This window comes from Acinetobacter sp. CFCC 11171, from assembly GCF_003268405.1.
In the GTDB taxonomy this organism is placed as follows: Bacteria; Pseudomonadota; Gammaproteobacteria; order Pseudomonadales; family Moraxellaceae; genus Acinetobacter; species Acinetobacter amyesii.
On record NZ_LQXP01000045.1, the window covers coordinates 1 to 26678 of the forward strand.

Sequence of the window (26678 nt, forward strand, 5' to 3'; positions counted from 1 at the left end):
TTCTTTCTTAGGGCTTCTTTCTTCCGGCAGTTGAAGAAAAAGAAACCTGCAGGTTCCGACCAAGACAAACCATCACCATTACTGGTTTTGATTCGCCATTCTCGAAATTTTGCTATAGCGATGTTGCGAAGTATCATTCTTGTCTTGCTAGATGAAGTATTTGACCTGAAAAATTTTAGATAACAAATATTCCCTAGTATTCAAAACTATGCGCTTCGTTTATCTTGCTAAAATTTTAAAATGCTCTTTTAAAATTTTCCCAGGGTTGTTAGCTCAGTTGGTAGAGCAGTAGACTCTTAATCTATTGGTCGTGGGTTCGAACCCCACACAACCCACCAATTCTATGTCGTATTAATAATTCAATTTTTTATAAGCTAGTTGCATTCGATTAGCCAAGATTTGCGAATTTCACGCCGACGCTCAAACGCAATTTATAATTTTATTTACTTCATTCGCAGTATTTAATTTGGGTCTTTCACCAAGGTATAGGCATGTTGCGGCTGAGGATAACCCTTGGAAAATAATTCCTGATTTCGATCAACTTCACCTTGACGAATTTTGTCTAAATCCATGGTGATTTTATTTTCGTTAATCACGTGATAATAAAAATTCACGCCTTCTTTTCGATGAACCACCAGCTCGGTATGTGCTTCATTAACACTCCACGTATCCTTACGGTATTTCACATTAATGCCTGGCGTATTGGTTTTTTCAGCAAACACTTTACCAATTTGAATAATACTGCGGTGTACCGTGCCATCTGGCAATAAGTTAAGAATGAACTCCGCATCGCCTTCTGGGCATGGAATAAAACTGTCATCGCATTTTACTTTGGCATGAAAACGTCCAATAAAAATTTTGGCATGCTCAGGAACAGGAGCTGACTTTATGTCATCGTCATTCGGCAATGTCGCCTGCCCTGCCACTTGGGTTAATTTTTTTCCATGATCTTGCTTCGCTTGAACTTCCGATGCGATAGCCGATGCTGAACTTTCACCCTTATCCGCTGCGGGTTGAGGCGTTGGACTACAACCACTAAAAGAAAGGCTGAACACTCCTGCAAACACTGAAAGATATGCAAATTTCATCAAAAAAGGTGAAGCCGATGTTTTCATATAATGTGCCAAGACCAATCATTCATTGGTTTTTTCAGTTCTTGCTGACTTAATATTGTAATCAAATAATCAACGCTGTATACATATATTTGCGATATATGTTATATCATATCTCATTGTTATCGTTGATATTTAATTAACACTCAAGCTATTTTAAAGGCAAACTAATCAAACCAATTCTTCAAATTACATAACTTTACTTAATTTTTTTTCTGCACCCTTTAAATCGCAAAGCTTGTCACCATTTCTATAATATGAATTTGGAAATATTCAAATTTATTCTTTTTTGAAGGAGACCTGAATGGCCAATGTTGGTTTATATCGCTCAAACCGCTCTAACATGATTGCTGGTGTGATGGGGGGTATTGCTGAACGTTTTGGTTGGAACGCAAATTTACTGCGTATTATTTTTATCTTTGTATCATGCTTAAGCGCAGCCTTTCCCGGTATTTTGGTGTACTTGGTTTTATGGTTAGTCATGCCTAAAGCACAAGATAACTTTTTCCGTACCAATGGCTATTCAGACCCTATTCGTACTGTGAATGATGACAGACGTTAAAGTCTTTTGACCCAGTTTGGTCGCTACGGTTTCTCCCCCAAGATTCCGTAGCTTTTTTTTGCCTACATATTGGCAAAACCATATTTAAGTCTGATGAATTTAAATCAAAGTTTAAGGCTTAAGATTTTGTTTGCTGATTTAGCTGTTGATATAAGGCGGCAATCATATCGGCACGGCTAATCATTCCCACCAACCGTTTTTGCTCAACAACTGGAATATAATTAAAAGATCTTTCCACAAAATATGGCACCAAGTCTTCAATCGGCTGATCCGGCTGCACGGTCACCACTTTGGGATTCATAATTTGATAAACGTGATTTTCCCAACTGGCTTTGGGGTCTGCGGCACGTTTAAACCATTCCACTACATCATATAAAGCCAAATTTCCCACCAAGCGATCCAGATCACTCACCACTGGCAAACTCATCAAATTGACTTGTTTAAACTTTTCCAATGCTGACTGAATATCATCTTCTGCACGCAAGCTAATCACTTGCTGGCTCATGAGATCACGACAATGAAACTGGCTTAGACCACGACGACTAGCTAACTGCTGTGCTTCTAAAATGATTTTTTGTAGGTCGTATTCACTGATATCGAGTAACTGACTTTGCTGTTCTAAGACTTGCTGAATATCCGCAGGTTGAATCGACACTTTTTGTGTCGGTGTTGGATCTGTCGTCCGTGTATTAACTTGTGCTTTTTGTGGATACTGCTTACCTAGTAATCGGTTATAAATAATAGCAACCACCATCAGCAGTACCGAATTTAAAAGCACTGGATAGAAGAGAAAGGCGTAGCCTAAATCATGGACTGCCTCTCCGCCTAATACCGCGGTAATCGCTACTGCCCCACTCGGTGGATGCAATGAGTCCGTGGTCATCATTAAGATAATCGCTAATGCAACTGCGATACTAAAAGCTTCGGTTAAATTAGGAATATACATCGCACAAGTCACGCCAATCAAAGCCGCAAGACTATTACCGACCACCATATTCCACGGCTGTGCCAAAGGACTAGCAGGTACAGCAAAGAGCAGCACAGACGATGCGCCCATCGGGGCGATATACCATGCATTTAAGTCACCTAGCGCTAACCAACTAATCAGCGAAGAAATACTCAAGCCAAGCAAAGCACCTACCCCACATAGGATGCGATCTTTTAATGGTAAAACTTTAAAGTTGGGTTTAAGCGTATTAAGCCAAGCTGATTTTGCGTGAAACACGAGATACCTTGTTTGTTGTTTTGCGAGATGTGGCAATTATAAAGCCATGCAAGCAATAAGATGTATTCAACTTACATCTTTATCTTATAAATTTTACTTTTGATTCTTTTGAATGATGTATACGCCGCTTACTTGCGTAGTTTTATCCCAAGAAATGAGCCTAAAATTCTCATTATATGTTACTGATAATTAAAATAAAAAATCTATCATCGCTCACATCTGTACTCACTAAAACAAAGGAACATTTAGGCGGTCAGCTTATTCATCTTGATCAATTAAATCTTCACTGCCATAAATAATTTTCTGAGCTGTTTCATCATACACAATAGGAAACCATTCATAATAAGCCGAAGGGATTCGTTCAACTCGAATACGTCCAATCACATAATTATGCCCACCCAATAAATCAACTGTGAATCGAGCTGGACGAGCGATAACTAGCTGTGAATTATGATCAATGACGAGCTCAGTTTTTCCCTGTTCTACAGCGGTGGTAAACCGTCCGTGAATAGGTGAGTCAAAAGCCATTCCTCGTGTGACTTTTCGAGTCCCCTGCTGACCATTGACCTCAAGCAAAAGACCTTCGCTCATTTGATACTTTGAGCTGACCACTAACTGCTGTTTAATCATCTTCTTACATTCTGCGTTGCAAGAATTTGTAATAGTCGCAATTTTTGAAGCGTGAAGTGATGAATCTGAATACAAAGCTACAGGCGTCGTACTACAGGCAGATAGCACCATACTTATCACAATAAAAGACTTCTTAAACATTGTTATCGCTCATCATTCAATTTATTCATCCACTTTATGCCACAAGTAACTTCGTTTTTATTCTGTACAATAGGAAAATATAAAATTCTGCGCATCATTAAAACATCAAAGCTTGATTCAAGAATGATTAACCCTTTGCCACACACCCCCAAAATCCTTATAATTGAGCACAATTTTTATCTAATTTTAAGTGGATGACCATGAGTCGCGCCATATCGCATATTGATACCTTCCAAGGCTTAATTCTTGCCTTACAAAACTACTGGGCTGAACAAGGTTGTGTAGTGTTACAACCTTACGATATGGAAATGGGTGCAGGTACTTTCCACACTGCAACTTTCCTACGTGCTTTAGGCCCTGAAACTTGGAACGCGGCTTATGTTCAGCCTTCTCGTCGTCCTAAAGATGGCCGTTATGGTGAGAACCCAAACCGCCTACAACACTACTACCAATTCCAAGTCGTGTTGAAGCCAAACCCAGACAACATCCAACAGTTGTACTTAGATTCATTAAAAGCCATTGGTATTGATACCCTTGTTCACGACATTCGTTTCGTGGAAGACAACTGGGAATCTCCAACACTTGGCGCATGGGGCTTAGGTTGGGAAGTTTGGTTAAACGGTATGGAAGTGACTCAGTTCACTTACTTCCAACAAGTCGGTGGTGTTGAATGCTACCCTGTAACTGGCGAAATCACTTACGGTCTTGAACGTCTTGCGATGTACTTGCAAGGTGTAGACTCAGTTTACGACTTGGTTTGGACCAAAGGTCAATTCGGTACAGTAACTTACGGTGACGTGTTCCACCAAAATGAAGTTGAACAATCAACTTATAACTTCGAATATGCCAACGTTGAAAAAATGTTTGAGCTATTTGACTTCTATGAAGCTGAAGCAACTCGCTTGATGGAAGCGGAACTTCCACTTCCTGCATACGAACAAGTGATTAAAGCATCTCATAGCTTTAACTTGCTTGATGCACGTGGCGCAATTTCAGTAACTGAACGTCAACGTTATATTTTACGTGTACGTACATTGGCTCGTGCGATTGCCCAAAGTTATGTCGCTGCACGTGCGAAGCTGGGCTTCCCAATGGCAGAACCTGCTTTACGTGACGAAGTATTAGCTCAGTTAAAAGCACAAGTTGAAGCGGAAGCAAAAGTAGAATCTAAGGAGAGCAAATAATGTCTAAACATACAGTATTGTTCGAATTAGGCTGCGAAGAACTTCCACCAAAAAGCTTAAAAAAATTACGTGATGCGCTTCATGCAGAAACGGTAAAAGGTTTAAAAGACGCAGGTCTAGCATTCGATTCAATCGAAGCATATGCAGCACCACGTCGCCTTGCATTGAAAATTGTCAATGTAGACGGTGCACAAGCAGACACACAAAAACGTTTTGATGGCCCTGCTAAACAAGCAGCGTTTGATGCTGAAGGTAAACCAACTAAAGCTTTAGAAGGCTTTATGCGTGGTCAAGGCATCACGGTTGATCAAGTATCGACTTTCCAAGCGGGTAAAGTTGAAAAAGTGTGCTACTTAAAAGATGTGAAAGGTCAAAGCCTTGATGTGCTTTTACCGCAAATTTTACAACACGCTTTAGATAACCTCCCTATCGCAAAACGCATGCGTTCTGCGGCAAGCCGTACTGAGTTTGTACGTCCTGTAAAATGGGTTGTGTTGTTGAAAGACAGTGATGTAATTGATGCAACCATTCAAGATCATCAAGCAGGCAACGTGACTTATGGTCACCGTTTCCATGCTCCTGAAGCAATTACACTTGCAAATGCCGATGCTTATCTTGATGCCCTTCGTACTGCAAAAGTGATTGCAAACTTTGAAGAGCGCCAAGCCATCATCGACCAACAAGTGAAAGCTTTGGCGGATGAAGTGAATGCCATTGCGATTGTCCCTTCGGACTTACGTGACGAAGTAACAGCATTGGTTGAATGGCCAGTTGCGCTTCGTGCAAGCTTTGAAGAACGCTTCCTTGCTGTTCCTCAAGAAGCACTCATCACGACGATGCAGGACAACCAAAAGTACTTCTGTTTAGTGAATAGCGACAATAAACTTCAACCGTACTTCATTACTGTGTCAAATATTGAGTCGAAAGATCCGACTCAAATTATTGAAGGTAACGAAAAAGTCGTTCGTCCACGTTTGTCAGATGCTGAATTCTTCTTCTTACAAGACCAAAAGCAACCGCTTGCAGCTCGTAAAGAGAAACTTGCAAACATGGTGTTCCAAGCTGAATTAGGTACCCTTTGGAACAAGTCTGAACGTATTGCTAAATTGGCTGTGGCTTTGTCGGCTATCACAGGTGCGAACCCTGCAGATGCTGAAAAAGCTGCGCTCCTTGCAAAATGCGACTTAACCTCTGAGTTGGTGGGTGAATTCCCAGAGCTTCAAGGTATTGCGGGTACTTACTACGCACGTATTGAAGGCGAAAATGATGAAGTCGCTGAATCTTTAGGTGAACAATACTTACCTAAATTTGCAGGTGACGTTTTACCAAAAACCAAGACCGGTACAACGCTTGCGCTTGCTGACCGTTTAGATACATTGACAGGTATTTTTGGTATTGGTCAGGCGCCGACAGGTTCTAAAGACCCGTTTGCATTACGTCGTTCTGCAATTGGTATCTTGCGTCTTGTGACTGAAAATGATTTAGACGTTTCGATTGAAGATCTAATCAAACTTGCACTTGCTGCCTATGGCGATGTATTGAAAGATCACGATAAAACTTTAGCGGATGCTGTTGCATTCCTTGAAGGTCGTTACCGTGCGAAATACGAAGACCAAGGCGTAGCAGTTGATGTGATTCAAGCAGTTCAAGCGTTGTCTCCAAAATCTCCACTTGATTTTGATAAGCGTGTAAATGCGGTAAATCATTTCCGTGACTTGCCTGAAGCTGCTGCACTTGCTGCTGCAAACAAACGTGTTGCCAATATTCTTGCGAAAGAAGCTGCGCCTGAAGGTGCTGTGGTTGAAGCAAACTTGGTTGAAGATGCTGAAAAAGCATTGTTCGCTGAACTTGCAAAAATCACACCTGTGGTTGAGCCGTTATTTGCTGCGAAGGACTACACTGCTGCACTTGCTGCACTTGCTGCACTTCGTGCGCCAGTCGATGCATTCTTTGACGGTGTAATGGTGATGGCAGATGATGCTGACCTAAAAGCGAACCGTTTACGTATGCTTGCACAGCTTCGTGACTTGTTCACGAAAGTGGCTGATATTTCGGTACTTCAACACTAAGTTTAAGTATTCATTAAAAACCCGCTTTAAAGCGGGTTTTTTTATGCCGTTTGAAATCTAGGTAAAATCCTGTTAGAAATAGCGGGATTTTTTGATAAGAACAATATATGAAAAGTATTACAGCTAATCATCCTTACCGCCCAGATCTCTATCTTTTTATCTTACATGCAGTACTGATGGCATGCAGCTTTTACCTTTGGAAGGTTTATCCATACATTCCAAACAAGCCAGATATGGGTGCTTTATTCTTTTTGATTATTTCTGTTTTGGGTGGATTTATTGGAATCATCATCGTTACGGTGACTTTGCCCAGATTAGACCGCACTGTGCGTTACTTAACGCTTTCAAAATTTGTTTTAAGTTTGGTGTATTGGTTGTCGAGCACAACCATTTTCGTTTTATTTGGCAGTACTAAATTTATATTCAATAACCCCCTTGTGCTATTTGTCTTTGTTTTTCTATTTTTTAGCAGTCTGTATTTTTCAATAATTCGTGTTGCTGATATGCGTAAGAAAGATTGGCTCATTATCGGTGGAGTATTGGGTGGCCTTGTGTTGTTGTTCTTTTTGCCAAAACTTTAATCGCTAAATAAACCAGCTAAGGCTTCATGGGTTATTTAGGATAACGTCCTGATAATTCAATGAGACGGTTTGAAATACGAGATCAATCACCAAGCGAAATCACCTCTTATTACATCAATGTGGAAAAGATCTGCTGTTGCACACAATATCTCGTTTTAAATAAAGTTGAATAAGACTTGAGCAAATAAATCTCGGCATGCTAAAAATAACTCAACCTGAATAAAATGAAATACCTATGATGAATAAAAAATTATTTAGCTTTGGACTATTGATTCTATCTATTTCTTCTGCAAATGCTGGAACGGAAATGACTCATTCCCAAATCATCATTTCTTCACCCGATACCGTTGCAAGTTATGATTGCGCAGGACGCTCAGTGAATATTCCTGCTCCAGATAGCCGTATTACTCTAAAAGGCAGTTGCCCGATGATTACGGTTGCAGGTCCAAATACGACGGTCTATGTAGAATCAGTCAATAAAATCAATATTTATGGACCAAATTCGAAAGTCTATTATCAAAAAAGCACCCATCCATCACGCCAAGTCAGCATCAATGCCGTTGGTCCAGGAAGTGCGGCCTATAAACGTTAAATATTAAGTGAATGAAGTTGAATTGAGGCTTAAAACTTAAATCTATAGCCAATAATTCACCAATTCCCTATACTCAATCCAACAACACTCAACAAGAATGAACCTTATGAAACTGAAAGCATTCCTTTTGACTGGTCTTGCGGGTATAACACTTTCTGCATGTACATCTGCACCAACGATTCCACAACTTGAAACAGGTGTATTACAAGAAGTTCAAAACATTGATGTCTACCCAGATACCACAGATAACAAAGCAAAACTGACTAAATTTGTAGATAAATGCGTGATTGAATTTACAGGCAATTTAGAAGAAGCAAAATCGGTTGAACAATGGTCATTTAAAGGCTTAACCCTAATTTCAGGTGGTACAGCAACCTTTGCTAAAGATGGTACAAGTTCAGCGCACAATTTTGATTTAAATGCAGCGGATGTACAGAAAAACTTCCTTGCATTACGCGGTCATTTTGCAAAAGATGCGCTTACACAATGTGAATAAATAATAAAAACCATATCTCCAAAATGGAGGTATGGTTTCATTTTTCCTTGAATCTTGCACAATAATTCGTTCAAACCCATAATTTTTAATCATGAAAATCGTAACTAGCACCACACCACAGCAACGCGCAAAACACATATAAGCCACTGTATTTTCATAAAATTACAATAATGCATTAACTTAACCAAGTTTCCACATTTCAAACTTCCGCGTATCTGAGCTGTTATCGCATTGTGTGACTTATCGCACAAAACCACTTTTTGCTTTTTTTTACTCTTAAGATGTCCTCTGCTCCAAAAGCGCAAATGCTGAGTGCAACAGCAGCGTTCAATAAAAGAGGACAATTGCAAAGATGAAACCTTTATTTAAAACAACACTGATCACCGCAGCATTATTCGCAACCACTCCACTATTTGCCAATACAACAGCATCAGTGGAAGCTAAAGTAGATGCTCAACAACCGAGTGTTCTACAAAATTTAAAACAAGACATTAATCAATCTGCACATAAAGCAGGTGATAAAATTGAAAAAGGTGTCGATAAGACCAAAACATTCACCCAAGAAAAATGGCAAGACACCAAAGAATTCAGTGCTGACAAAAAGCAAGATGCAAAAAATAAATGGGCTGACCTAAAACAGTCTAAAGATGAAAAGTCAGATGCAGCGAAAGCCAAGATCGATGCCAAGGCTGAGCAAAATAAAGCTAAGCTTGATGAGCGCAAAGCACAGCTCGATGAAAAAGCTGCAAAAGACAAAGCAAAACTCGATGAACGTAAAAGCAATGTCGACAACAAAGTTAATCAAACCAAGAGTTATTTAGGTGAAAAAGCTCAGGAAGGTCGCCAATTTGCCAGTGAAAAATGGCAACAAACCAAAGCGAATTTCCAAAGAGGTCAAGAAGCCAATGTGAGTGGCAGTAGCAATGTACAGTTGCAAACGCCTGTCGCACAAGCTGAAGTCCATAGCTCACATGAAGCCAGCTTAGGTGCTCACAAATAAGTAAACTGGCTTTCATACCCTCTCCTCCAGAGAGTAGGCTCACCCTTCGGTGGGCCTTTTTTTACCTTATGCAAAATACAAACGTGTACAAAGCTGTCATTTGCTGTATTGATTTTGCTACGGCAAGTTTTTTTCGCTGCAATTTTTCCTATAATGCGTTAAAACCGTTCATCAGATAGAAAATCTATAAAATTCAGAGGTGAAGCTGTGAAAATCTCATTAAAAGCAACGTTATGCCTAAGCTTAATATTCACGACACCCATGCTTTGGGCACAAGAAAACACAGCAGCGCAAAGTACTGAGCAACAAGCGAAAAAACCTGTGAGCCCTTATGGCGATAATCCAAATTTATTGCATGTGTGGGCCTATAAAGCCCAAGAAGGCGTGGTCGGTGCTGCTAAAAATATTGGTGAAATGACTGAACGTGGTATTTCTAAAATTAAGCCTTCGGTTGACCAAGCTTGGGACAATACGAAAACTGCTACTAAAAATACAGTGCAACAGGTTGATCAGGGCGCACAGCAAGCCACTCAAAACGTCAATGAAAAATTGAAACAAACCCGTGAAAATATTACAGGTAAAACTAGTCAACCTGCGCCCATTAGCCAACAGTCGTTGAGTGAACCGTCTTCAGGCAATACGATCAATACGGCTCCAAGCAATAATGCGGGGCAAAATAACAATCAATATCCACAAAGTAGTTATCCATCGAGTTCAACGTCTACGACGTATCCAGTGACTGATTTATAATTTAACACTACATTTAAAAGCTCAACTTTGGTTGGGCTTTTTTAAAACCAAAATTGAATGCTTTTGGTCTTTGACCTATGCCTATAAAAATAATGAATTAATGAGAAAAAAATGCGAATTTTATTTGGTATCTTGCTTGGCATTCTGCTCTGTGTTGGCTCTGTGATTGGCTTACAACGTTTTCCACAATTGTTGAAAAGTTATCCACAGCTGCAAACTATTTTTCCCCAATTGTACGATTCATACCAATATAATCATGATGCTGAAGGTAAATTATTACAAACCTTAGAGATGCTAGATGACGAAGAATACAAATCGACTGAAGGCAATGAAGCGACACTGTATCAACTCGATGATCAATGCAAAATAAACCTCTATGTTTTTGGTGAATCCTATCAAAGCCTAACAAGTTATTATTTTCACAAAGGTCAGATTATACGTGCCTATGAAACATATCTGACCTATCCAAACGGTGGCTTTTACGCTGAACCCAATACCAAAGAGCCTTTTAAACTTGAAAAAAGTTATTTACAAATCATGATGCCAAACAGTATCAAGACTGAACTTGAATTTGAGCGGATCAAAAATCATTTCAAACCAGCCCTCATTAAAGCCTGTTAATGCTATGCATATTCACTTTGAAGCGATTCACCACACTGTAAAAGTGTTATTGCTTACAGAGATCTACCACAAGTATGGTCAATGCCATGCAAAGCTGTAAAAGCATTAATCCAACACAGAAAAAGCAGTGTTAATGACAAAATTTAATTGACCTGACGACGAGGATGGCCCGCTTTAAAGGCCTCTACATTTTCAACCATTTGCTGCACGATACGTTGTCTTGCATCGACGCTGCCCCATGCACTATGTGGAGTAATAATTAAATTTGGAATACTTGGGTCAAGCAACACATTACCCTGCTTAGGTGGCTCAACCGTCAAGACATCGGTTGCTGCGCCTGCGATCGTCCCTAATTTTAATGCCTCGGCTAATGCAGTTTCATTAACCACACCACCTCGTGCACAATTGATCACAAAGGCCGATGCTTTCATTTGAGCCAAGCTTTCATGATTGAGTAAATCACGGGTTTCCTCTGTTAAAGGGCAATGCAAACTCAGAAAATCGACCTGCGCTAACATCTCAGAAAATACCACACGCTCAGCTCCCGTAGGTCGATTCGGTAGCGCGCCAATCATAATTTTCATGCCAAACGCTTTAGCCAAATGGGCCACGGCTTGACCCAATTCGCCATAGCCGACAATCCCCAAAGTCTTACCAGCCAACTCAATAATTGGAAAATCTAGTAAGCAGAACTGATCTGCTTTTTGCCAATCTCCCTGTTGGACCGCCCGATCATACTGTCGAAATGATGTCGCCAAGTTCAACATTAACATCAAGGTATGCTGTGCGACCGCAGCGGTGCCATAAGCTTGGCAATTACACACCACGATGCCTTGTTGCTGTGCGTGTACAAGGTCAACGTTATTGGTGCCAGTGGCAGAAATTAAGATCAGTTTTAATTGCGGATTGAGCTGCATGTGCCCAGCATTGATGTGTACTTTATTGCTGATAATCACATCAGCCCCTTGTATGCGCTGAGCAACCTCTGCAGCCATTGTTGCGGGATAGAGCGTCAAGTCATCAAACTGTGCTTCTAGTCCGCTAAAATCTAAGTCTTGTTTATCTAGAGACTGATAATCTAGAAATACCGCTTTCATGGCTGCTTCCCTTCTGGCCGATTATAAAGATTTGATTGTGAATGATTAAAACCTGTGATGCACCAAAGTGCAATCGAACAGCATATAAAAAACCCGCTATTTCGCGGGTTTATCGAGATGATGTTGCAGTGAATTTCGAATTTTGAGTATGACATAAATGGTCAGTATCGTAAGTAACAACATACTGCTGCTAAAAATCAGTATGCTTGAACTAACCCCCTGTGCATAGGCTGAATCCATGGTCAGCACTAAGATGAATAATACAGCAAGCATCTGCGTTGAATGCATACTGATAACCCTCATATTCCTTATGATGTTTTGGGCAGTATGAATGTTTTTATACTACCTTTCTTTCATCATAATCTCTTCCTACAAATTAGCAAGCTTTGGATTTTCAACCCAATGTCGAGCTTAAATTTGTTCTGGCTGCACCACGAACTGGCAAGATGCATCGGCATTTTCCACAAAGAAGACTTGACCAAATTCATCGCTACTCAAACGCAATTCTTTATAGTTCAGTGTGTAATAGCCCACATATTTCTGCATTAAAAGAGGGTGCATACCTGTCGCAAGTTCATCTTGTGCTAAGACTAATTTCATTACCTGACGGTCATTCATCACCACCATGTAACGCTCATCTTGGACTTGTACGTATACCAGACCTGTGCCTTTTGGCTGTAAAGGAATCAAAAACTTGTGATTCAGCGCAATCACACCGGCTGCATAGCTTTCAATTTTTTGGCTAATCACATTAAACACTAAACCATGTTCAAACTGGTCGAGTAGCAGGCTACGATTTTCCTGTGGCAAAAAGGTCGTGATCCCCAACTTTTGCAGATCTTGCTCACTGACTTGTTTGTTATTAAACAATACCCGTAATAAGGTTTGTTTTTGTTTGGCATCAAAAAACTGAGGGTCAAGCTGAAACGAATTGCTTTTTAAAATTTCACCCAAGGCATCACGATGACGTGTCAGTAAATTTTCGATGACTTTTCGATAGTAGAATTTACTGTTTTTCTTAACCCGACGCATTTTTTGATAAAAATACGGCGCATCAAAAGGATGTCTCAAGAAATCATTTAACAGTTCTGAACTCGCCAATACCGCAATGGCATCATGCCCTGTAAACGGCAGATGCAACACATGCACATGCGGAATTAAAGCCTGTAGTTTTTCAAAGTGCGCGCGATCTTCTAGGCAATAAGGATCATACACTACGATATATTCACGTGTAGTCGATACGTCTTCAGCAAGTACCCGCATATTGGCATGCAGATTGGGCTGAAAGAACATGCCATAGCGTGTATCGACAATGTCTTCTGGGTCTATGGAGAACTGTGGCACCATACTCACCACGCGCTGAAAACCAAATAAATTGGCATACTTAATGGCTGCATAGCCACCCATGGAACCACCATAGGCAATTCGCAGCTCAAATTGCTCTAGGATCGGCTTGATGGCTTGATACATCGGTTGCATTGACGATGCTGGAAACCACGATTTTTGTTTCGGCATCACACCGATCACATTAAAATCATATTTTTGCAAAGACTTCTCTGCATTGATGCTCAAGCCCTTGGCGCGGGTAATCAAATCACCGAAGGAGAAAATAAGCTCACTAGAACTGCCAGGCTGAAAAATGACACGAATTTGATCATCTTCAAAAATGATGTGCTTTTCCATTGTACTTTGCTCCAGTCCTTGTTGCGTCACGCTTTTCCTTCCTTGTTGCATTCAAAGTTTATCTTGTTCCGAATATGCTATTTTATAGAGGCCATACAGATTAAAAAGTGCAGAATATGACACATTCAATACATCCTGCCGCACAACAAGGCTTTAGCTCTGCAGCTGAACTCTATCAACAAGCCCGTCCTGACTACCCGATTGAAATCAGTGCGTGGCTACAACAACATTTAGCTTTAACCCCTCAAGCCCATCTAGTGGACTTAGGCTCAGGTACAGGCAAATTTCTCGAGTATATTCGCCCACTCAGTGAAAATATCACCGCGATCGAACCTGTGCATGAAATGCTGCAACAATTGCATAAAAAACATCCGCATATTGCAACTTTAGCCGCCCAAAGTAATCAGATTCCACTGCATGATCATTCTGTAGCAGCGGTATTTTGTGCCCAATCATTTCATTGGTTTGCCACTCCTGAAACCCTCAATGAAATCAGTCGTATCTTAGTTCCCAATGGTGATCTTGTTTTAATTTGGAACCAGCGTGATATTCAAGTCAATTGGGTCAAACAACTCGCTGATGTCTTGAGTGAACTCGAAGGTGACACACCACGTTATCATAGTGGGCAATGGCAAAAAGTGTTTGAACAGCAGCAAACATTTAAATTAATTGTCGAAACCACCTTTCAACAATTGCATCATGGTACAGTGGAACACGTGGTTTCCAAAAGATTATTGTCCACCAGTTTTATTGCAGCGTTAAGCACGGATGAACAACAAAAACTGAAACAACAATTTGAAAATATCGTGGCTGAATCAACTCAAAAGACGGCACAGGATTTCATTGATTTCCCCTATATCACGCATGTCTATATCTTTAGAAAAACACATTAGGACACGATTATGCTCTTGCCAATCTCTTTAAAAAAACTTAGTGTCATCTTCCTCATGGGTACAGTCTTAGGACTCACTGCATGTGAAAAATCATCAAAAACGGTGGAACAAAATAGTGAAATCAGTTCCGATGATCAAATCATGAAAGAGCTGAGTAGTGATCCTATTAAAAACTTTGCCAAGACCCCAGATGATCTACACGACCTCACGCTTCTGACGCAATATGACGAGAGCTTTAGTCAAATTAGCGATGAGATGGAAGATGAGCTGATGAAACTGCGTGAGGAAGGCAAACTCACCGATGAATTTTCTACACAGCGTAAGCGTGACAACATCCAGTCAGCACTGAATATGCTCAAAGAACTTGAAATGAAAACTGAACAAGGCCGTTACATTCAAGGCTTGATGTACCAGTACTGGGACAATCAATCACAAATTTATCGTGAGAAAAATCAAGCAGCCGATGGTGAGTTAAAAAATCCTAGTGATAGTGTCAAAGGTCTCGGTCAGTTTATTCATGCACAAGAACAATTAGGTCATTGGCAGGAACAATATCCCGAGCTTAAACATCCTGCTCAAGCTCAATAAATTAAAAGTCGAAAAATGACTTAAACAAAAAGGGTTCCACGTGAACCCTTTTTTATTTAGAAATACAACGCAAAAAATTAAGGACGCTCTGCATATTGCGGTAAATCATCATGAATGCTTTCCCATTCTGCTTTCGAGCTGACGAATATATGGCAGACTGGTACTTGCTGTATGGGTGTATTCAGTGTTCCTATACGTAAGCGATAGTAATCCGGGGTATCGGTTTTAATACTCATAATTGGTGAACCACATTCCCCACAAAAACAACGCTGTGTGGTTGGTGAAGATTGAAACTTTTTCAATACCTGTTCACCCGACACAATTTTGAAATCTGCTTTGGCTATTGGAGCATTGGTCGCAAATGCCGTACCATTGGCTTTTCTGCACCGAGAACAATGACATTGCACGATCTCACCGATCGGACCATTAATTTCATAGCAGACCGCTCCACACAAGCAGCTTCCGGTATATTGTTCTTGTACGCGCATAGTGGTCTTTCTTAGAAGAATTTCATCTCAAAATATCACAACTCCTCAGCAAGATTGTGACAATTTGAAGCGCTTAGCTCTGCAAAGAAACCAGATAGTTTTGAACCCCTTCACCCGCTGCTCGACCGGTTGCAAGGCATGCTGTTAGCAAATAGCCTCCTGTAGGCGCATCCCAATCCAACATTTCTCCGCAGACAAATACAAAAGGATTGCTCTTCAATTGTAAGCCATCATTTAGGACTGAACGCTTCACACCACCTGCGCAGCTAATCGCCTCATCTATCGGGCGAAATCCATCAAGTTGAATATCTAAGTGTTTAATTTTCGCAGCAAGTAAGGCAGGTTCATGCCACAAAGATTTATCCACCAGTTCACGGACCAGTGCAGCTTTCGCCACATCTAAACCGGCTTTACGCCAAACATTGGTTAAAGACTGCTTCTTCGAAGGCTGTAGTTTCTTTGCCAATTGCTCAACACTTTGATCTGGCAATAGGTCCAAAGTCAGCTGCATGGGCTGAGCAGATTTCACCTGTTGACGTAAAGCACGACCTTGTTTGTAGATCAATCCACTTTCCAGTCCATAGTGTGAAATGATGATATCGCCTTGGGTCGGCTCGGCTTGATCGACCCATGCATTGACCCGCTTTAAAGGCTGTCCAAACACGGGCTGCATGAACTTCGACCAAACGCGTTCCACGCCTGCATTACTGGCCTGAAAAGCTTCAATGCTCTCAGGCTGCAACCATTTTTGCCATGCGCCATCACTGCCTAAACGTGACCAAGACACAGCCCCACATGCCATAATAATCGCATCAAAGCCAAGCACTTGACTTGATTCATCAACAAGGTTTTGAATCGTTAGCTGATTGGACTGTAAGTCCAAAACTTGATGTCGATAATGAAACTGCACCCCATCTAGACTGAGACGTTTTAACCATGCACGCAGCAAAGGCGCAGCTTTCATTTCAATAGGAAAGACCCGACCCGATGAACCAATATAGGTTTCAATACCCAGTCCCATCATCCATTGTTGAATCCATGCTGCATCCCACTGCTTAACCCATGGGCTCAGCCATTCCACTTGATCATAGCGCTGCACAAATTGTTCAATGGGTTCTGCATGCGAAATATTCAGCCCTGTCTTGCCCGCCATTAAAAATTTTCGCGCTGCCGACGGTTTTTGCTCATAAACATGAATGTCATAGTCAAATTGGCTAAGCACTTCCGCCGCCATCAATCCCGCAGGACCTGCACCAATAATTGCAATACGCTGAGTCATGCCCAATTATTCCGCCTGTTCTTTGACAGGATTTTGTCCCTGTAAAGGCTGAAAATCATCAAAACGTGTGGTGTAATCTACAGGCTTGGTAATGATTAACTGCTGACAGAGTTCACCACGTTCTAGATATTTAATCTCAAAGTGTGTACGTGCTGAAGTCTCTGCAATGCGTTCTTTGACAAAAGGTAGCTTCCAAACATCAATTAACTGCTGCTGCGCTTCCTCAATATATTCAGGAATATTACTCGCCAAGGTAATCTGACCACCCGGCTGCAAACGCGACAATAGAAATTCAAAAAACGGCATATTTAACCAGCGCTGTGCAGGATTATGCGGTTCAGGGTTTGGATACAAAATAAAGAATTGCTGTACTTGCGCAGGATGTAAGGCATGTACTACCCAAGGTAATGCATCAGCATGAATTGGAGTTAAATTGTTTTGCCCCTCAAGTTGATGCTGCTTTTGCATTGCCACAAATTTTTCACGTGTACGCTCAACAGCAATCAATTGAAATTCAGGGTGATTGGCTGAAAATAATAATGCGTGTTTACCTTTACCAGCCCCAATTTCCACACAAATCGGTGTGGAATCAATCGGCTGAAAATCACGGGGAGCTCGCATACGCTGCGCTTGAAATTGACGAATAGGCATAAACAGATCAAACTAAACAGAACGGCATAAGTCTAACAACTGCGACTGTATTTGCCTAATTGAATCATCCGTTTTTGCTGGAGTTAAGCATGCCCACCACCATGAATTGTCCACGCTGCGGCGCATTGACGACTTGGGAAAATAATGAATATCGCCCGTTTTGCTCAGATCGTTGTAAATTGATTGATCTCGGTGCATGGGCCAATGATGAATATCGTCTGCCAACCCAAGATGCACCTCAGGCTGATGGCGGCCGTGAAGAAGACCAATTCTAAGGACTCAAGTGCATAAACCTATTATTTGGGTAAATAAAAAAGGAATCCGTTTGGATTCCTTTTTTTGTTAATTCAATTTTCTCTATCTTGTTGCTTAACCCGCTTTACTAGCAACGAAAGGGTTATGTTGTTTTTCATAACCAATGGTACTCATTGGACCATGCCCTGAAATAAACTGGGTGTCATCTGGCAAGCTAAAACATTCACGCTGAATGGAGTCGAGTAATTGTTGATGGTTACCACGCGGAAAGTCAGTACGGCCTATCGAGCCTTTAAATAACACATCACCTGTCCACAACACCCCATATTTAGCGTTATAGAACATGACGTGGCCTGGGGTATGCCCTGGTGCAAAACGCACTTCAAACTCTTCTTCGCCCAACTTCAGTGTTTCGCCACCTTCTAACCACTGGGTCACATTGACATTTTCAGGAATCGGAAAGCCATATTTGGCTGATACGTCCTGAATCATGTCCAACCAAAAAGCATCCTCTTTGTGTGGGCCAATCACAGGGACATTCCACGCTTCGGTTAATGCACCCACTGCACCTGCATGATCTAAATGCCCATGCGTCAACCACAAGGCTTTGACCGTTAAACCAAGCGCTTCAACTTCCGCTTTCAGCTTTTCAGCTTCCCCACCCGCATCAATTAAAATGGCTTCTTTGGTTTCGGAATCCCAAACAATTGAACAGTTTTGTTGAAATGCCGTGACGGGAACGATTTTAACTTGCAACATAGGGCGAAAACCTCAAGGCGATGAATGGGCTAATGTTTGCTTTAAGGCATCAAGATTAGCTTGAAGTAATAAATTGAGCAATGCGACATGATCATCCCGCGCGTTTAAAGCGGGAATATAGCCATATTCACCACCGCCTGCAGCTTGGAAAGTTTCAGCATTTTGCAGCGCCAACTCTTCTAGCGTTTCCAAACAATCCGCTGAAAATGCAGGGCTCATAACCTGTACCGATTTCACGCCTTGTTTGCCCCACGCTTCCAAAGTGGCATCGGTATAAGGTTTCACCCATTCTTGCTTACCAAAGCGCGATTGGAAACTGATTTCATATTGATCTTCATTTAAACCGAGCGCTTTTGCGACCAAGTGCCCTGTTACACGGCAACGGTCAGCATAGGGATCACCCTTGTCGGCATAAGGCTGTGGAATGCCATGAAAAGACATCAGTAACTTATCCGCGAACCCATGCTCCGCTTGATAATCACGCACACTTTGCGCTAATGCTTGAATAAATAGCGGATGCTGATAGTAGTCACGAATAATGCTCAAACCCGGCAAATTGCGTTGCTGCGGAATCCATTTCGCAATCGCATCATATAAAGGTGCAGTCGATGTTGCTGAATATTGTGGGAATAGTGGAAACAGGACGATGTGGTCTTGTGGCTGCTGTGCCAATTGATCTAAAGCTGCTTGAATGCCTGGATTGCCATAGGTCATGGCAGGAACCACCTTCAGTTCAAATTCTGGATACGCTTGAGTTAAATGTGCTTTTACAGCGTCAACTTGCGCCAACAATATTTCACGCATAGGCGAATCATTGCCCCAAACCATTTCATAGGCATGCGCCACACGCTTTGGTCGAAATGGCAAAATAAACAAACGTAGAATGATTTGCCATATCGGTTTCGGGATTTCAATCACCCGCTGATCTGACAAAAACTGTTGCAGAAAACGACGCACTGCGGGCACAGTTGGCGCATCAGGCGTACCTAGATTCGCCAGAATAATGGTGACTTTAGCTTTCTCGACAGGCAACATTACGCTTTTTCCATCAATTTGAATGACGCTAATGTAGCAGCTTTTTATCTATTTAATAAAATAGATTAATATGCAGATTTAAATTGAAAAACTCGATCATTATCTAGCAAATTACTTTCTAGTAATTTTTGACCTTTACTTGTCACTTGCCACAACATCCGCTGACGGTCATCTCGGCCATTGGGCACAATCCAGTCATTCTGCCGCATCTGGCTTTTAATGCTGTGTAAAGCACGAATATTCACTTGTGCCCGCGCAACCGCATGTGCACGCGGCATCTCAATACGAGCATCATCCAAACCTGTTTCATTCAAAAACTCATTCATTCGTTTAGAGAAGAATTCTTCAGGGGTTGGATTAACAAAGGTTGCGCCTAAAATCGACAAGAGCTGCGCCCACGTCATTTTCTTCTGTACTTTTAATTCTTTGAAATTACCATCTTGATAAGCGTGCATGCGGTATTCAAATGAAAATAGTTCATGCATCGACACTTTTGGTAAAGATAAGAATGGATCAACTTCGCGTTTTCCAGACTCTGTTTCGAGTTGAACTAACTGGGCTTTTAAACGATCAATTTCATCATGTAAAGCTTGAGTATTCTGTGGGCGCACCCAACCTGTAACAGGATAGCGTTCTAGCATTTGTGGCATGTTCAATCGAACTGCCATTTCTAAATCACGCAAACTACGATAGGTAAAAACTTGATCAACTTCATTTTGTAATAGTTTTCTAAATTCTTTAAATTTTTCACGGAGTTCAGGTTTAGCATCATGTAACGCATCATCACGTGAATCTGGATCATCATGCATAAACACAATGACAGGTTTTTGCTTGGTCACCGCATAGATGTATTCAAGGTGCATATAGCCCACACCAGACACAGACTGCTCACCGTATTGACTGCCCAATAAAATCATCACATAGTCACAATCGTCAATTTGACGACGTGCAAAAGCAGTGCTCAATGGTGTGCGTTGTTCTAGCCCCCATGAGAAAAACCCCATTCCTACAAGCGTCTGAGCCAAAATGATCCGTTCTGGCTGCATTTCGCTACCAGATGTGGAAATGAATACTTGATAACGCTTATCGAGCATTAGTGATCCTCTCCCGCTGCATAACGCATTCAGCATCGAATTGATCTTAGCTGGAAAATGCGACATGACTACCCCAATAAAAAACTAATTTTTTCATTTAACGTTGTCCAAAATGACTGATTTAGTCTTCTGAACTTATAAGTCCGATGTTGGCAATGTTCCAAGAAATATCATCTTGAATCAGGCGCGCCACAACCGGTTTTAAATTTTCCGCATTATTGCCACTGACATAGCACTCTATACGCAAACAATTTTCTCTTTTCTGATCAAATAATAACTCATTTTTAATCAAAATTCGGGCTGTTTGTCGTGCAACTGCAAAACCTGAGTCAATTAATGTCAGCTTCTGACCAAAAATATACTGAATTGCCGATTTTAGGAAGGGGTAATGTGTACATCCAAGCACTAAAAAATCTGCACCTTGATTTACAACTGGCTGTAAAACCTCAGTTAATGTGTTAAGACAAGCCTCACTCATCTGCGCACCTGCTTCTACAAAGGGTACTAATTCCAAACTGGTCACAGTCAGAACATTGACCCCTGCCGGTTCAGCAAAACGATGCATCACATCTTTAATCAACTTTCCACGAAATGTCGCAGGTGTTGCAAGAACAGCCACTGTTTTACTTTTTGTTTGCAGAACGGCAGGCTTTAACGCAGGAACTAAACCAATAATGGGGAAGTTCTCCCCATAATGTTCACGCAAATAATCTAAACTAAAAGCAGATGCCGTGTTACATGCCACGACAGCGACTTTACAGCCTTGGCGGTATAGCCACTCTATGGCATGTGCAGTCAATTCACGTATATTTTGATCATCACGTGGCCCATAGGGTACATGTGCAGTATCGGCATAATACACAATGCGTTCATTCGGCAAGTAGCGCGCAACTTCTAAAGCCACAGATAAGCCACCAATCCCCGAATCAAATAAACCGATCGGTGCATCTGCGCCAGCTTTCGGCATTGGTACATCCAGTGGGTAAATGGGGTGAATGGCGGTCATAGGGTCACTTATATATTGTTCAGAATGACAAGGTGGAAAGCTTAAACCTCAGGTGCCTAATTGCAAGCGCAAATCACCACTTTGTAACACTAAAATGGATTCACCTTTTTCATTTTCAAGCAGTTCACCCATCTCGACTAAATGCAAAAAAGCTGCACGTTGAATTAAGGCATTTATACCAAAACGAACATGCACATAAGGACGTAGTTCACCCTGATATTCGCGCATAAAAATCGGATGTTCCTGATCAACAATAATCAGGTCTTGGGTGGTTGTGGTGAATTGAATATAGTTTTTAGCGTCTATCTCAACTTGATCCACCTGATTGACAAATAAAGGCTCATCTTCCACCTGTATTTCAATTTGTTCCACAGGGGTTTTTAAATAGAATTTTCCATCTTCTTTCCAAAGCACGGTTGAGAACAGATCTATGAGCGCTTGTCGCTTGATCAATTGACCATCGTGCCACCATTCTCCATTGGCTAAAACCTTCAGATCCATTGCACCACAATGCTTTGGATGCCATTGATCTAATGGGGGGATTGACCTTTTGTGACCGGACTGTCCATCTTTTAAGTATTGTGCAATGTTCATTAAATTTCTATCATCCCTATTAATGAATTTTTTCGTCGGGTTTTCGTTCAATTGCTGCTTCATCCGCCTAATAAATACCTTAGTGACGGAAAAATAATATGATTCAGCCAATTGGCTAGAACTCGGTTTAAAACTATACTAGCCCACAATATCAAAGACACGATAGAAAAATTGTGTCTGGGCATTAAGAACACTCATGGCAGCACCATTTAAATGAATTGAATGGATGCCACCTTCCGAAATATGAGGAGTCCTACATGGAACACATCGAACGTGAATCGATGGAGTTTGACGTAGTTATCGTCGGTGCAGGTCCTGCCGGCCTATCTGCTGCGATTAAAATTCGTCAACTTGCAATTGAAAATAACCTAAACGATCTGTCCGTTTGTGTCGTGGAAAAGGGCTCCGAAGTGGGTGCGCACATTCTATCCGGTGCTGTGCTAGAACCTCGCGCAATGAATGAATTGTTCCCAGACTGGAAAGAACAAGGTGCACCGTTAAATGTGCCTGTCACTGAAGATAAAACCTTCTTCTTATTGTCTGATGAAAAATCACAAGAAGCACCGCATTGGATGGTGCCTAAAACCATGCATAACGATGGCAACTATGTTATTTCGTTAGGTAACGTGGTTCGTTGGTTGGGCGCTAAAGCTGAAGAATTAGAAGTGTCTATTTTCCCAGGCTTTGCAGCGTCTGAAATCCTTTACCATGAAGATGGTACTGTAAAAGGTATTCAGACTGGTGACATGGGCATTGGTAAAGATGGCGAACCAACGCATAACTTTACTCCTGGCTATGAACTGCATGCCAAATACACATTATTTGCTGAAGGCTGTCGTGGTCATTTGGGTAAACGTTTAATCCAAAAATTCAACTTGGATAAAGATGCCGATCCACAACATTACGGTATTGGTATTAAAGAATTATGGGAAATCGATCCTGCTAAGCACAAACCAGGTTTGGTGATGCACGGTGCAGGTTGGCCTTTAAGTGAAACAGGTTCTTCAGGCGGTTGGTGGTTATACCACGCTGAAAACAACCAAGTGACATTAGGTATGATCGTTGACTTGTCATACACCAATCCACACATGTATCCATTTATGGAAATGCAGCGCTGGAAAACACATCCACTGATCAAGCAATATCTTGAAGGTGGTAAACGTATTTCTTATGGCGCACGTGCGGTTGTAAAAGGTGGTTTCAACTCTCTACCTAAATTCACTTTCCCGGGTGGTAGCTTAATTGGTGATGACGCAGGTTTCCTAAACTTTGCAAAAATCAAAGGCTCTCATACAGCAATGAAATCAGGCATGCTGTGCGGTGAAGCTGTATTTGAAGCGATTGCTGCGGGTGTGGAAAAAGGTGGTGACCTTGCCATTGCACGTGTGACTGAAGGTGAAGACTTCTTCGCTAAAGAGTTAACTGCGTACACAGACAAGTTCAACAACAGTTGGTTGAAAGAAGAGTTATATAACTCTCGTAACTTCGGCCCTGCTATGCATAAGTTTGGTCAATGGATGGGTGGTGCGTTCAACTTTGTTGATCAAAACATCTTTAAAGTGCCGTTCACGCTGCATGACTTACAGCCCGACTTCAGCGCTTTAAAAACTGTCGATGCTGCGAACTTCAAACCGAATTATCCAAAACCAGATGGTAAAATTACATTTGACCGTTTGTCTTCAGTATTCGTATCAAATACGGTACATGAAGAGAACCAACCTGCTCACTTGAAATTGACAGATGCTTCTATTCCTGTAAATGTGAACTTACCAAAATGGGATGAGCCTGCTCAGCGCTACTGCCCTGCCGGTGTTTATGAAATTATGGAAGAGAATGACGGTTCTAAGCGTTTCCAAATTAACGCGGCAAACTGTGTGCACTGTAAGACGTGTGATATTAAAGATCCATCTCAAAACATTACTTGGGTAACACCTGAGGGTGGTGGTGGTCCTAATTACCCTAACATGTAATTAGTACCCGAATATGTAATCTCTCTTGAGATAAAAATAAACCCGCTTAGGCGGGTTTGTTTATTAAACTTCAGCATACAACCAGGTGAGATTTTTTAAATAAAAAAACATAAAATAAATAAACCCGCAAACAGATACGTAATAAAACTATTTGAATTACTCTCTTCTTCTAATCCACTAGATTTAATATAAGTAAAAGCTAATAGTGCTAAGAAAATTAATATTATAAAAAACCTAAAAACTTTCCACTTAATACCCAACTAATTTAAACCAATTTTAATAAATTGAATTCTATATTATTCATTTAAATTAGGATTACCAACAAGCTCACCAACTAAATTATTTCTTTTTCAATCTCAAAAATCCTCTCATAATATTAACTTAATTTTTTTTCAATATATCAATTTCAATAGGCGTTTTTACAAATGGACATGTAATATTGTACTATCCAATCTTAACCACAAAGTTTTATGATACTTTTTACGAAGCCCGTAATCATACGTAAAGAAAGACGAAATACAAATTTGATCAAACAATATTAAATTATTATATCGAAATAGGTTTGATTTCGTCCATGCTCACCTAATGGCTGAATATACTATTGAGTCCGAGAATCAAACCAAATCGAAATATTCGCTCGCTATATTCAAGAAGACCAATTGGTTGTACAATAGGCCTTGAGTGCGAGCATCTTTATTCGGGAATTATATTGCTGAAGAAGCCTTTAAGAATACCTCCTTGTACAACAAAGCCAATTTTTATTAAAAACGCAGCTAATCTATGAAATTTCTCATAAACTAAGGAGTTTACTTCTACTTCGAGACGCTAACCTAGAGTATGTTTCAAAACATTACAAGATGTGGCATTCAAGAAAATATGATATACATAAAAGTTAAAAATGTAACATTTAAAAAACATAAATGTACTTAAACGAGTATTTATCTAATAAATTTTAGATTATAATTTCTACTATTGAAAAATATAAATAGAACTTAGATTTAAATGACTGTGCAAAGAAACAATCCTTTTGCTGGCCTATATGATACAGCAGGAAGAGCAACTAATTCATACGGATCTTCAAATGTTCCTACAAGATATGGCACTCTTCAAAATATTGAAAATGTTAAAATTACAAAAAAATGGACAGTTCATGATCTTAATCGAATAGTTAAGAACGGAATTCAAGGATTAGACGATCCAACTAGAAATTGCAGCATGTGTTGTTTAAATGCTTTAGCAAGCAATATCAATGCCTTATATGCGGGTTATTCACCCAAATCAATACCAACAAATAATACAATGATTCAAGCAACTGAAACATTAGTCAAAAAAGGGTACGCTGTACGCTTAAAAGATATTCAACCTACTATTAAAAACACTACTAAAAGATTCACTACAGCTGCAGACATATTAGATAATGATGTTGAGAAGTCAGTATCTGCTAATATTTCAGCAGCTTTAAGTAAATTAACCCCTGATAATTCACTAATGTTTTTTTCAGTTGGTATTGCTTACGGATATCACTCCACCATAATAGCTGTATCTAAAATATCAACATTATCTGTTGGTGGCGGTGGTATTCGCCTAAGTGGAAACAATAACAAACCACTTTTTTTATTTATTGAGGATAATGGTGGTGCAAGAAAATATTATGGTCCAGAATTGGATGTTAAGTGTTGTCAATATATTGTTGGAGCAACTAGACATTATAGAGGTCGAAATAATCTAAATGCCAACCTAGATGCTATAATCTTCCAATTAAATGTCCCAAATAAATAAAATTATGAAAATAAAAAATTACACAATAGCAGGAGCCATTTTTCTTTTTGGCTGTACTTTTCAAAAAAATGATGTATCACCTACAAATATTGATATAGATCTACTACGAAATAGTTTTAAAATAAAAAATTTAAACTTTGTGCACAATAAAATCAATAATGATTTTTTTTCAGAGAGTTTAAGTAAATGCTTAGGCCCAAACCAAAAAAACAATCTTAAATTAAAAAACACATATACCATTAAATTTAATGAGAATATAATTTCAAATGTCACAGAATACGAAATACAGAAAAATCAACTCTCTTCTTCTGTTAATAAAATAACCAATAATTTCCTAATAACACCTAGATCTAATTTTTCCAAATTATGCTGGGAAGATACTTATACAAAACCTATTTACAGTAAAAACTTTGGGACAACTTTATTTGTTTTCTCAAGCAATGAAAACTATATCTTTAACTCAAAGAATGATTCAATTAAAAGCACTATTGAAAATAACCCTCAGGACTATTATTTAGACGACATTATATCAATAATCAATAAT

At 40.3% G+C, this 26678-nt stretch carries 30 protein-coding genes, 1 tRNA gene and 1 pseudogene; 17 read left to right on the plus strand and 15 right to left on the minus strand.

Annotated features, from left to right (window positions below):
* A partial coding sequence (locus tag AVJ20_RS18515; protein WP_213066199.1) for a hypothetical protein occupies positions 1-183 on the plus strand: 183 nt, incomplete at its 5' end.
* A 79-nt stretch (positions 184-262) separates the two neighbouring features.
* Positions 263-338: transfer RNA gene (locus AVJ20_RS15995), tRNA-Lys, on the plus strand.
* Positions 339-461: 123 nt separating this feature from the next.
* Here AVJ20_RS15995 and AVJ20_RS16000 read toward each other — a convergent pair.
* A complete protein-coding gene (locus AVJ20_RS16000; protein ID WP_218950739.1) occupies positions 462-1115 on the minus strand; it encodes a hypothetical protein in 654 nt (217 codons plus the stop codon).
* A 301-nt stretch (positions 1116-1416) separates the two neighbouring features.
* Between AVJ20_RS16000 and AVJ20_RS16005 the strand changes: the two genes are divergently transcribed.
* Positions 1417-1674: a PspC domain-containing protein gene (locus tag AVJ20_RS16005; protein WP_078189754.1), complete on the plus strand. Its 258-nt coding sequence runs from the start codon at positions 1417-1419 to the stop codon at positions 1672-1674.
* 118 nt (positions 1675-1792) lie between these two features.
* On the opposite strand, the gene AVJ20_RS16010 is transcribed toward AVJ20_RS16005, so the two are convergent.
* Positions 1793-2899 (minus strand): HPP family protein, encoded by a 1107-nt coding sequence (locus tag AVJ20_RS16010; RefSeq protein WP_111885910.1) that lies wholly within the window; start codon positions 2897-2899, stop codon positions 1793-1795.
* A 258-nt stretch (positions 2900-3157) separates the two neighbouring features.
* Positions 3158-3529, minus strand: a complete 372-nt coding sequence (locus tag AVJ20_RS16015; RefSeq protein ID WP_228157240.1) for a hypothetical protein — start codon at positions 3527-3529, stop codon at positions 3158-3160.
* Positions 3530-3870: 341 nt separating this feature from the next.
* Here AVJ20_RS16015 and glyQ point away from each other — a divergent pair, with 341 nt between their 5' ends.
* From glyQ to AVJ20_RS16055, 8 genes are all read left to right on the plus strand, one after another.
* A complete protein-coding gene (gene glyQ, locus AVJ20_RS16020; protein WP_078192785.1) occupies positions 3871-4854 on the plus strand; it encodes a glycine--tRNA ligase subunit alpha in 984 nt (327 codons plus the stop codon).
* Positions 4854-6923, plus strand: a complete 2070-nt coding sequence (gene glyS / locus AVJ20_RS16025) for a glycine--tRNA ligase subunit beta (RefSeq protein WP_111885912.1) — start codon at positions 4854-4856, stop codon at positions 6921-6923. Before glyQ ends, glyS begins: the two co-directional genes overlap by 1 nt.
* A gap of 107 nt (positions 6924-7030) precedes the next feature.
* Positions 7031-7504: a hypothetical protein gene (locus AVJ20_RS16030; protein WP_111885913.1), complete on the plus strand. Its 474-nt coding sequence runs from the start codon at positions 7031-7033 to the stop codon at positions 7502-7504.
* A 235-nt stretch (positions 7505-7739) separates the two neighbouring features.
* Positions 7740-8096: a DUF3060 domain-containing protein gene (locus AVJ20_RS16035; RefSeq protein ID WP_111885914.1), complete on the plus strand. Its 357-nt coding sequence runs from the start codon at positions 7740-7742 to the stop codon at positions 8094-8096.
* A 106-nt stretch (positions 8097-8202) separates the two neighbouring features.
* Positions 8203-8592 carry a hypothetical protein gene (locus tag AVJ20_RS16040; RefSeq protein WP_078192789.1) on the plus strand — a complete coding sequence of 130 codons (390 nt, stop codon included), beginning with the start codon at positions 8203-8205 and terminating at the stop codon, positions 8590-8592.
* 352 nt (positions 8593-8944) lie between these two features.
* Positions 8945-9592 carry a hypothetical protein gene (locus tag AVJ20_RS16045; protein WP_111885915.1) on the plus strand — a complete coding sequence of 216 codons (648 nt, stop codon included), beginning with the start codon at positions 8945-8947 and terminating at the stop codon, positions 9590-9592.
* Positions 9593-9853: 261 nt separating this feature from the next.
* Complete coding sequence (locus tag AVJ20_RS16050; protein ID WP_111885916.1) at positions 9854-10342, plus strand: hypothetical protein; 489 nt, start codon at positions 9854-9856, stop codon at positions 10340-10342.
* A 111-nt stretch (positions 10343-10453) separates the two neighbouring features.
* Entirely contained in the window at positions 10454-10963 is a 510-nt protein-coding gene (locus tag AVJ20_RS16055; protein WP_111885917.1) for a hypothetical protein, read from the plus strand.
* A gap of 143 nt (positions 10964-11106) precedes the next feature.
* Here AVJ20_RS16055 and AVJ20_RS16060 read toward each other — a convergent pair whose 3' ends face one another.
* The 3 genes from AVJ20_RS16060 to AVJ20_RS16070 form a co-directional block, all read right to left on the minus strand.
* Positions 11107-12060: a 2-hydroxyacid dehydrogenase gene (locus tag AVJ20_RS16060; protein WP_111885918.1), complete on the minus strand. Its 954-nt coding sequence runs from the start codon at positions 12058-12060 to the stop codon at positions 11107-11109.
* Positions 12061-12156: 96 nt separating this feature from the next.
* Positions 12157-12348 (minus strand): hypothetical protein, encoded by a 192-nt coding sequence (locus tag AVJ20_RS16065; protein WP_111885919.1) that lies wholly within the window; start codon positions 12346-12348, stop codon positions 12157-12159.
* A gap of 123 nt (positions 12349-12471) precedes the next feature.
* A complete protein-coding gene (locus AVJ20_RS16070) occupies positions 12472-13743 on the minus strand; it encodes a hypothetical protein (protein ID WP_111885930.1) in 1272 nt (423 codons plus the stop codon).
* A gap of 116 nt (positions 13744-13859) precedes the next feature.
* Between AVJ20_RS16070 and AVJ20_RS16075 the strand changes: the two genes are divergently transcribed.
* Both AVJ20_RS16075 and AVJ20_RS16080 read left to right on the plus strand, forming a co-directional pair.
* Positions 13860-14636, plus strand: a complete 777-nt coding sequence (locus tag AVJ20_RS16075) for a class I SAM-dependent methyltransferase (protein WP_111885920.1) — start codon at positions 13860-13862, stop codon at positions 14634-14636.
* A 9-nt stretch (positions 14637-14645) separates the two neighbouring features.
* Positions 14646-15224, plus strand: a complete 579-nt coding sequence (locus AVJ20_RS16080; protein ID WP_111885921.1) for a hypothetical protein — start codon at positions 14646-14648, stop codon at positions 15222-15224.
* A gap of 77 nt (positions 15225-15301) precedes the next feature.
* Here the strand turns inward: AVJ20_RS16080 and AVJ20_RS16085 are convergent, their stop codons facing one another.
* The 3 genes from AVJ20_RS16085 to AVJ20_RS16095 all read right to left on the minus strand — a co-directional run bounded on the left by AVJ20_RS16085 (position 15302) and on the right by AVJ20_RS16095 (position 17648).
* Positions 15302-15712 carry a GFA family protein gene (locus AVJ20_RS16085; RefSeq protein ID WP_111885922.1) on the minus strand — a complete coding sequence of 137 codons (411 nt, stop codon included), beginning with the start codon at positions 15710-15712 and terminating at the stop codon, positions 15302-15304.
* 73 nt (positions 15713-15785) lie between these two features.
* A complete protein-coding gene (locus AVJ20_RS16090) occupies positions 15786-16991 on the minus strand; it encodes a TIGR03862 family flavoprotein (RefSeq protein ID WP_111885931.1) in 1206 nt (401 codons plus the stop codon).
* A gap of 6 nt (positions 16992-16997) precedes the next feature.
* Entirely contained in the window at positions 16998-17648 is a 651-nt protein-coding gene (locus AVJ20_RS16095; protein ID WP_171319316.1) for a DUF938 domain-containing protein, read from the minus strand.
* Positions 17649-17731: 83 nt separating this feature from the next.
* Here AVJ20_RS16095 and AVJ20_RS16100 point away from each other — a divergent pair, with 83 nt between their 5' ends.
* Positions 17732-17917, plus strand: coding sequence for a DNA gyrase inhibitor YacG (locus AVJ20_RS16100; RefSeq protein ID WP_078189771.1), 186 nt, complete (start codon positions 17732-17734; stop codon positions 17915-17917).
* Positions 17918-18011: 94 nt separating this feature from the next.
* Here AVJ20_RS16100 and AVJ20_RS16105 read toward each other — a convergent pair whose 3' ends face one another.
* From AVJ20_RS16105 to AVJ20_RS16125, 5 genes are all read right to left on the minus strand, one after another.
* Positions 18012-18656: an MBL fold metallo-hydrolase gene (locus tag AVJ20_RS16105; RefSeq protein ID WP_111885924.1), complete on the minus strand. Its 645-nt coding sequence runs from the start codon at positions 18654-18656 to the stop codon at positions 18012-18014.
* 12 nt (positions 18657-18668) lie between these two features.
* On the minus strand, positions 18669-19691 hold the full coding sequence (hemH, locus tag AVJ20_RS16110; RefSeq protein ID WP_111885925.1) for a ferrochelatase: 1023 nt from the start codon (positions 19689-19691) through the stop codon (positions 18669-18671).
* Between the two features lie 65 nt (positions 19692-19756).
* A complete protein-coding gene (locus tag AVJ20_RS16115) occupies positions 19757-20785 on the minus strand; it encodes a DUF4062 domain-containing protein (RefSeq protein WP_067764038.1) in 1029 nt (342 codons plus the stop codon).
* 121 nt (positions 20786-20906) lie between these two features.
* Complete coding sequence (gene murI, locus AVJ20_RS16120) at positions 20907-21791, minus strand: glutamate racemase (RefSeq protein ID WP_111885926.1); 885 nt, start codon at positions 21789-21791, stop codon at positions 20907-20909.
* A 48-nt stretch (positions 21792-21839) separates the two neighbouring features.
* A complete protein-coding gene (locus AVJ20_RS16125; RefSeq protein ID WP_111885927.1) occupies positions 21840-22448 on the minus strand; it encodes a DUF1285 domain-containing protein in 609 nt (202 codons plus the stop codon).
* Between the two features lie 194 nt (positions 22449-22642).
* On the opposite strand from AVJ20_RS16125, the gene AVJ20_RS16130 reads away from it, so the two are divergent.
* Entirely contained in the window at positions 22643-24355 is a 1713-nt protein-coding gene (locus AVJ20_RS16130) for an electron transfer flavoprotein-ubiquinone oxidoreductase (RefSeq protein ID WP_078192805.1), read from the plus strand.
* Between the two features lie 457 nt (positions 24356-24812).
* On the opposite strand, the pseudogene AVJ20_RS16135 reads toward AVJ20_RS16130, so the two are convergent.
* A pseudogene (locus tag AVJ20_RS16135) lies at positions 24813-24995 on the minus strand (transposase); the annotation flags it as partial.
* Positions 24996-25357: 362 nt separating this feature from the next.
* Here AVJ20_RS16135 and AVJ20_RS16140 point away from each other — a divergent pair.
* Entirely contained in the window at positions 25358-26134 is a 777-nt protein-coding gene (locus AVJ20_RS16140) for a hypothetical protein (RefSeq protein WP_111885928.1), read from the plus strand.
* A 4-nt stretch (positions 26135-26138) separates the two neighbouring features.
* Positions 26139-26678, plus strand: a 540-nt coding sequence (locus tag AVJ20_RS16145) for a hypothetical protein (RefSeq protein ID WP_162689789.1), incomplete at its 3' end; no start/stop codon positions are given.

Bases quoted from the DNA above. Each gene is read 5' to 3' on its own strand.
- AVJ20_RS16000 (WP_218950739.1), bottom strand. From the start codon at position 1,115: ATGAAAACATCGGCTTCACCTTTTTTGATGAAATTTGCATATCTTTCA.
- AVJ20_RS16005 (WP_078189754.1), top strand. From the start codon at position 1,417: ATGGCCAATGTTGGTTTATATCGCTCAAACCGCTCTAACATGATTGCT.
- AVJ20_RS16015 (WP_228157240.1), bottom strand. From the start codon at position 3,529: ATGATTAAACAGCAGTTAGTGGTCAGCTCAAAGTATCAAATGAGCGAA.
- glyQ (WP_078192785.1), top strand. From the start codon at position 3,871: ATGAGTCGCGCCATATCGCATATTGATACCTTCCAAGGCTTAATTCTT.
- glyS (WP_111885912.1), top strand. From the start codon at position 4,854: ATGTCTAAACATACAGTATTGTTCGAATTAGGCTGCGAAGAACTTCCA.
- AVJ20_RS16030 (WP_111885913.1), top strand. From the start codon at position 7,031: ATGAAAAGTATTACAGCTAATCATCCTTACCGCCCAGATCTCTATCTT.
- AVJ20_RS16035 (WP_111885914.1), top strand. From the start codon at position 7,740: ATGATGAATAAAAAATTATTTAGCTTTGGACTATTGATTCTATCTATT.
- AVJ20_RS16040 (WP_078192789.1), top strand. From the start codon at position 8,203: ATGAAACTGAAAGCATTCCTTTTGACTGGTCTTGCGGGTATAACACTT.
- AVJ20_RS16045 (WP_111885915.1), top strand. From the start codon at position 8,945: ATGAAACCTTTATTTAAAACAACACTGATCACCGCAGCATTATTCGCA.
- AVJ20_RS16050 (WP_111885916.1), top strand. From the start codon at position 9,854: ATGCTTTGGGCACAAGAAAACACAGCAGCGCAAAGTACTGAGCAACAA.
- AVJ20_RS16055 (WP_111885917.1), top strand. From the start codon at position 10,454: ATGCGAATTTTATTTGGTATCTTGCTTGGCATTCTGCTCTGTGTTGGC.
- AVJ20_RS16060 (WP_111885918.1), bottom strand. From the start codon at position 12,060: ATGAAAGCGGTATTTCTAGATTATCAGTCTCTAGATAAACAAGACTTA.
- AVJ20_RS16065 (WP_111885919.1), bottom strand. From the start codon at position 12,348: ATGCATTCAACGCAGATGCTTGCTGTATTATTCATCTTAGTGCTGACC.
- AVJ20_RS16070 (WP_111885930.1), bottom strand. From the start codon at position 13,743: ATGGAAAAGCACATCATTTTTGAAGATGATCAAATTCGTGTCATTTTT.
- AVJ20_RS16075 (WP_111885920.1), top strand. From the start codon at position 13,860: ATGACACATTCAATACATCCTGCCGCACAACAAGGCTTTAGCTCTGCA.
- AVJ20_RS16080 (WP_111885921.1), top strand. From the start codon at position 14,646: ATGCTCTTGCCAATCTCTTTAAAAAAACTTAGTGTCATCTTCCTCATG.
- AVJ20_RS16085 (WP_111885922.1), bottom strand. From the start codon at position 15,712: ATGCGCGTACAAGAACAATATACCGGAAGCTGCTTGTGTGGAGCGGTC.
- AVJ20_RS16090 (WP_111885931.1), bottom strand. From the start codon at position 16,991: ATGACTCAGCGTATTGCAATTATTGGTGCAGGTCCTGCGGGATTGATG.
- AVJ20_RS16100 (WP_078189771.1), top strand. From the start codon at position 17,732: ATGCCCACCACCATGAATTGTCCACGCTGCGGCGCATTGACGACTTGG.
- AVJ20_RS16105 (WP_111885924.1), bottom strand. From the start codon at position 18,656: ATGTTGCAAGTTAAAATCGTTCCCGTCACGGCATTTCAACAAAACTGT.
- hemH (WP_111885925.1), bottom strand. From the start codon at position 19,691: ATGTTGCCTGTCGAGAAAGCTAAAGTCACCATTATTCTGGCGAATCTA.
- AVJ20_RS16115 (WP_067764038.1), bottom strand. From the start codon at position 20,785: ATGCTCGATAAGCGTTATCAAGTATTCATTTCCACATCTGGTAGCGAA.
- murI (WP_111885926.1), bottom strand. From the start codon at position 21,791: ATGACCGCCATTCACCCCATTTACCCACTGGATGTACCAATGCCGAAA.
- AVJ20_RS16125 (WP_111885927.1), bottom strand. From the start codon at position 22,448: ATGAAGCAGCAATTGAACGAAAACCCGACGAAAAAATTCATTAATAGG.
- AVJ20_RS16130 (WP_078192805.1), top strand. From the start codon at position 22,643: ATGGAACACATCGAACGTGAATCGATGGAGTTTGACGTAGTTATCGTC.
- AVJ20_RS16140 (WP_111885928.1), top strand. From the start codon at position 25,358: ATGACTGTGCAAAGAAACAATCCTTTTGCTGGCCTATATGATACAGCA.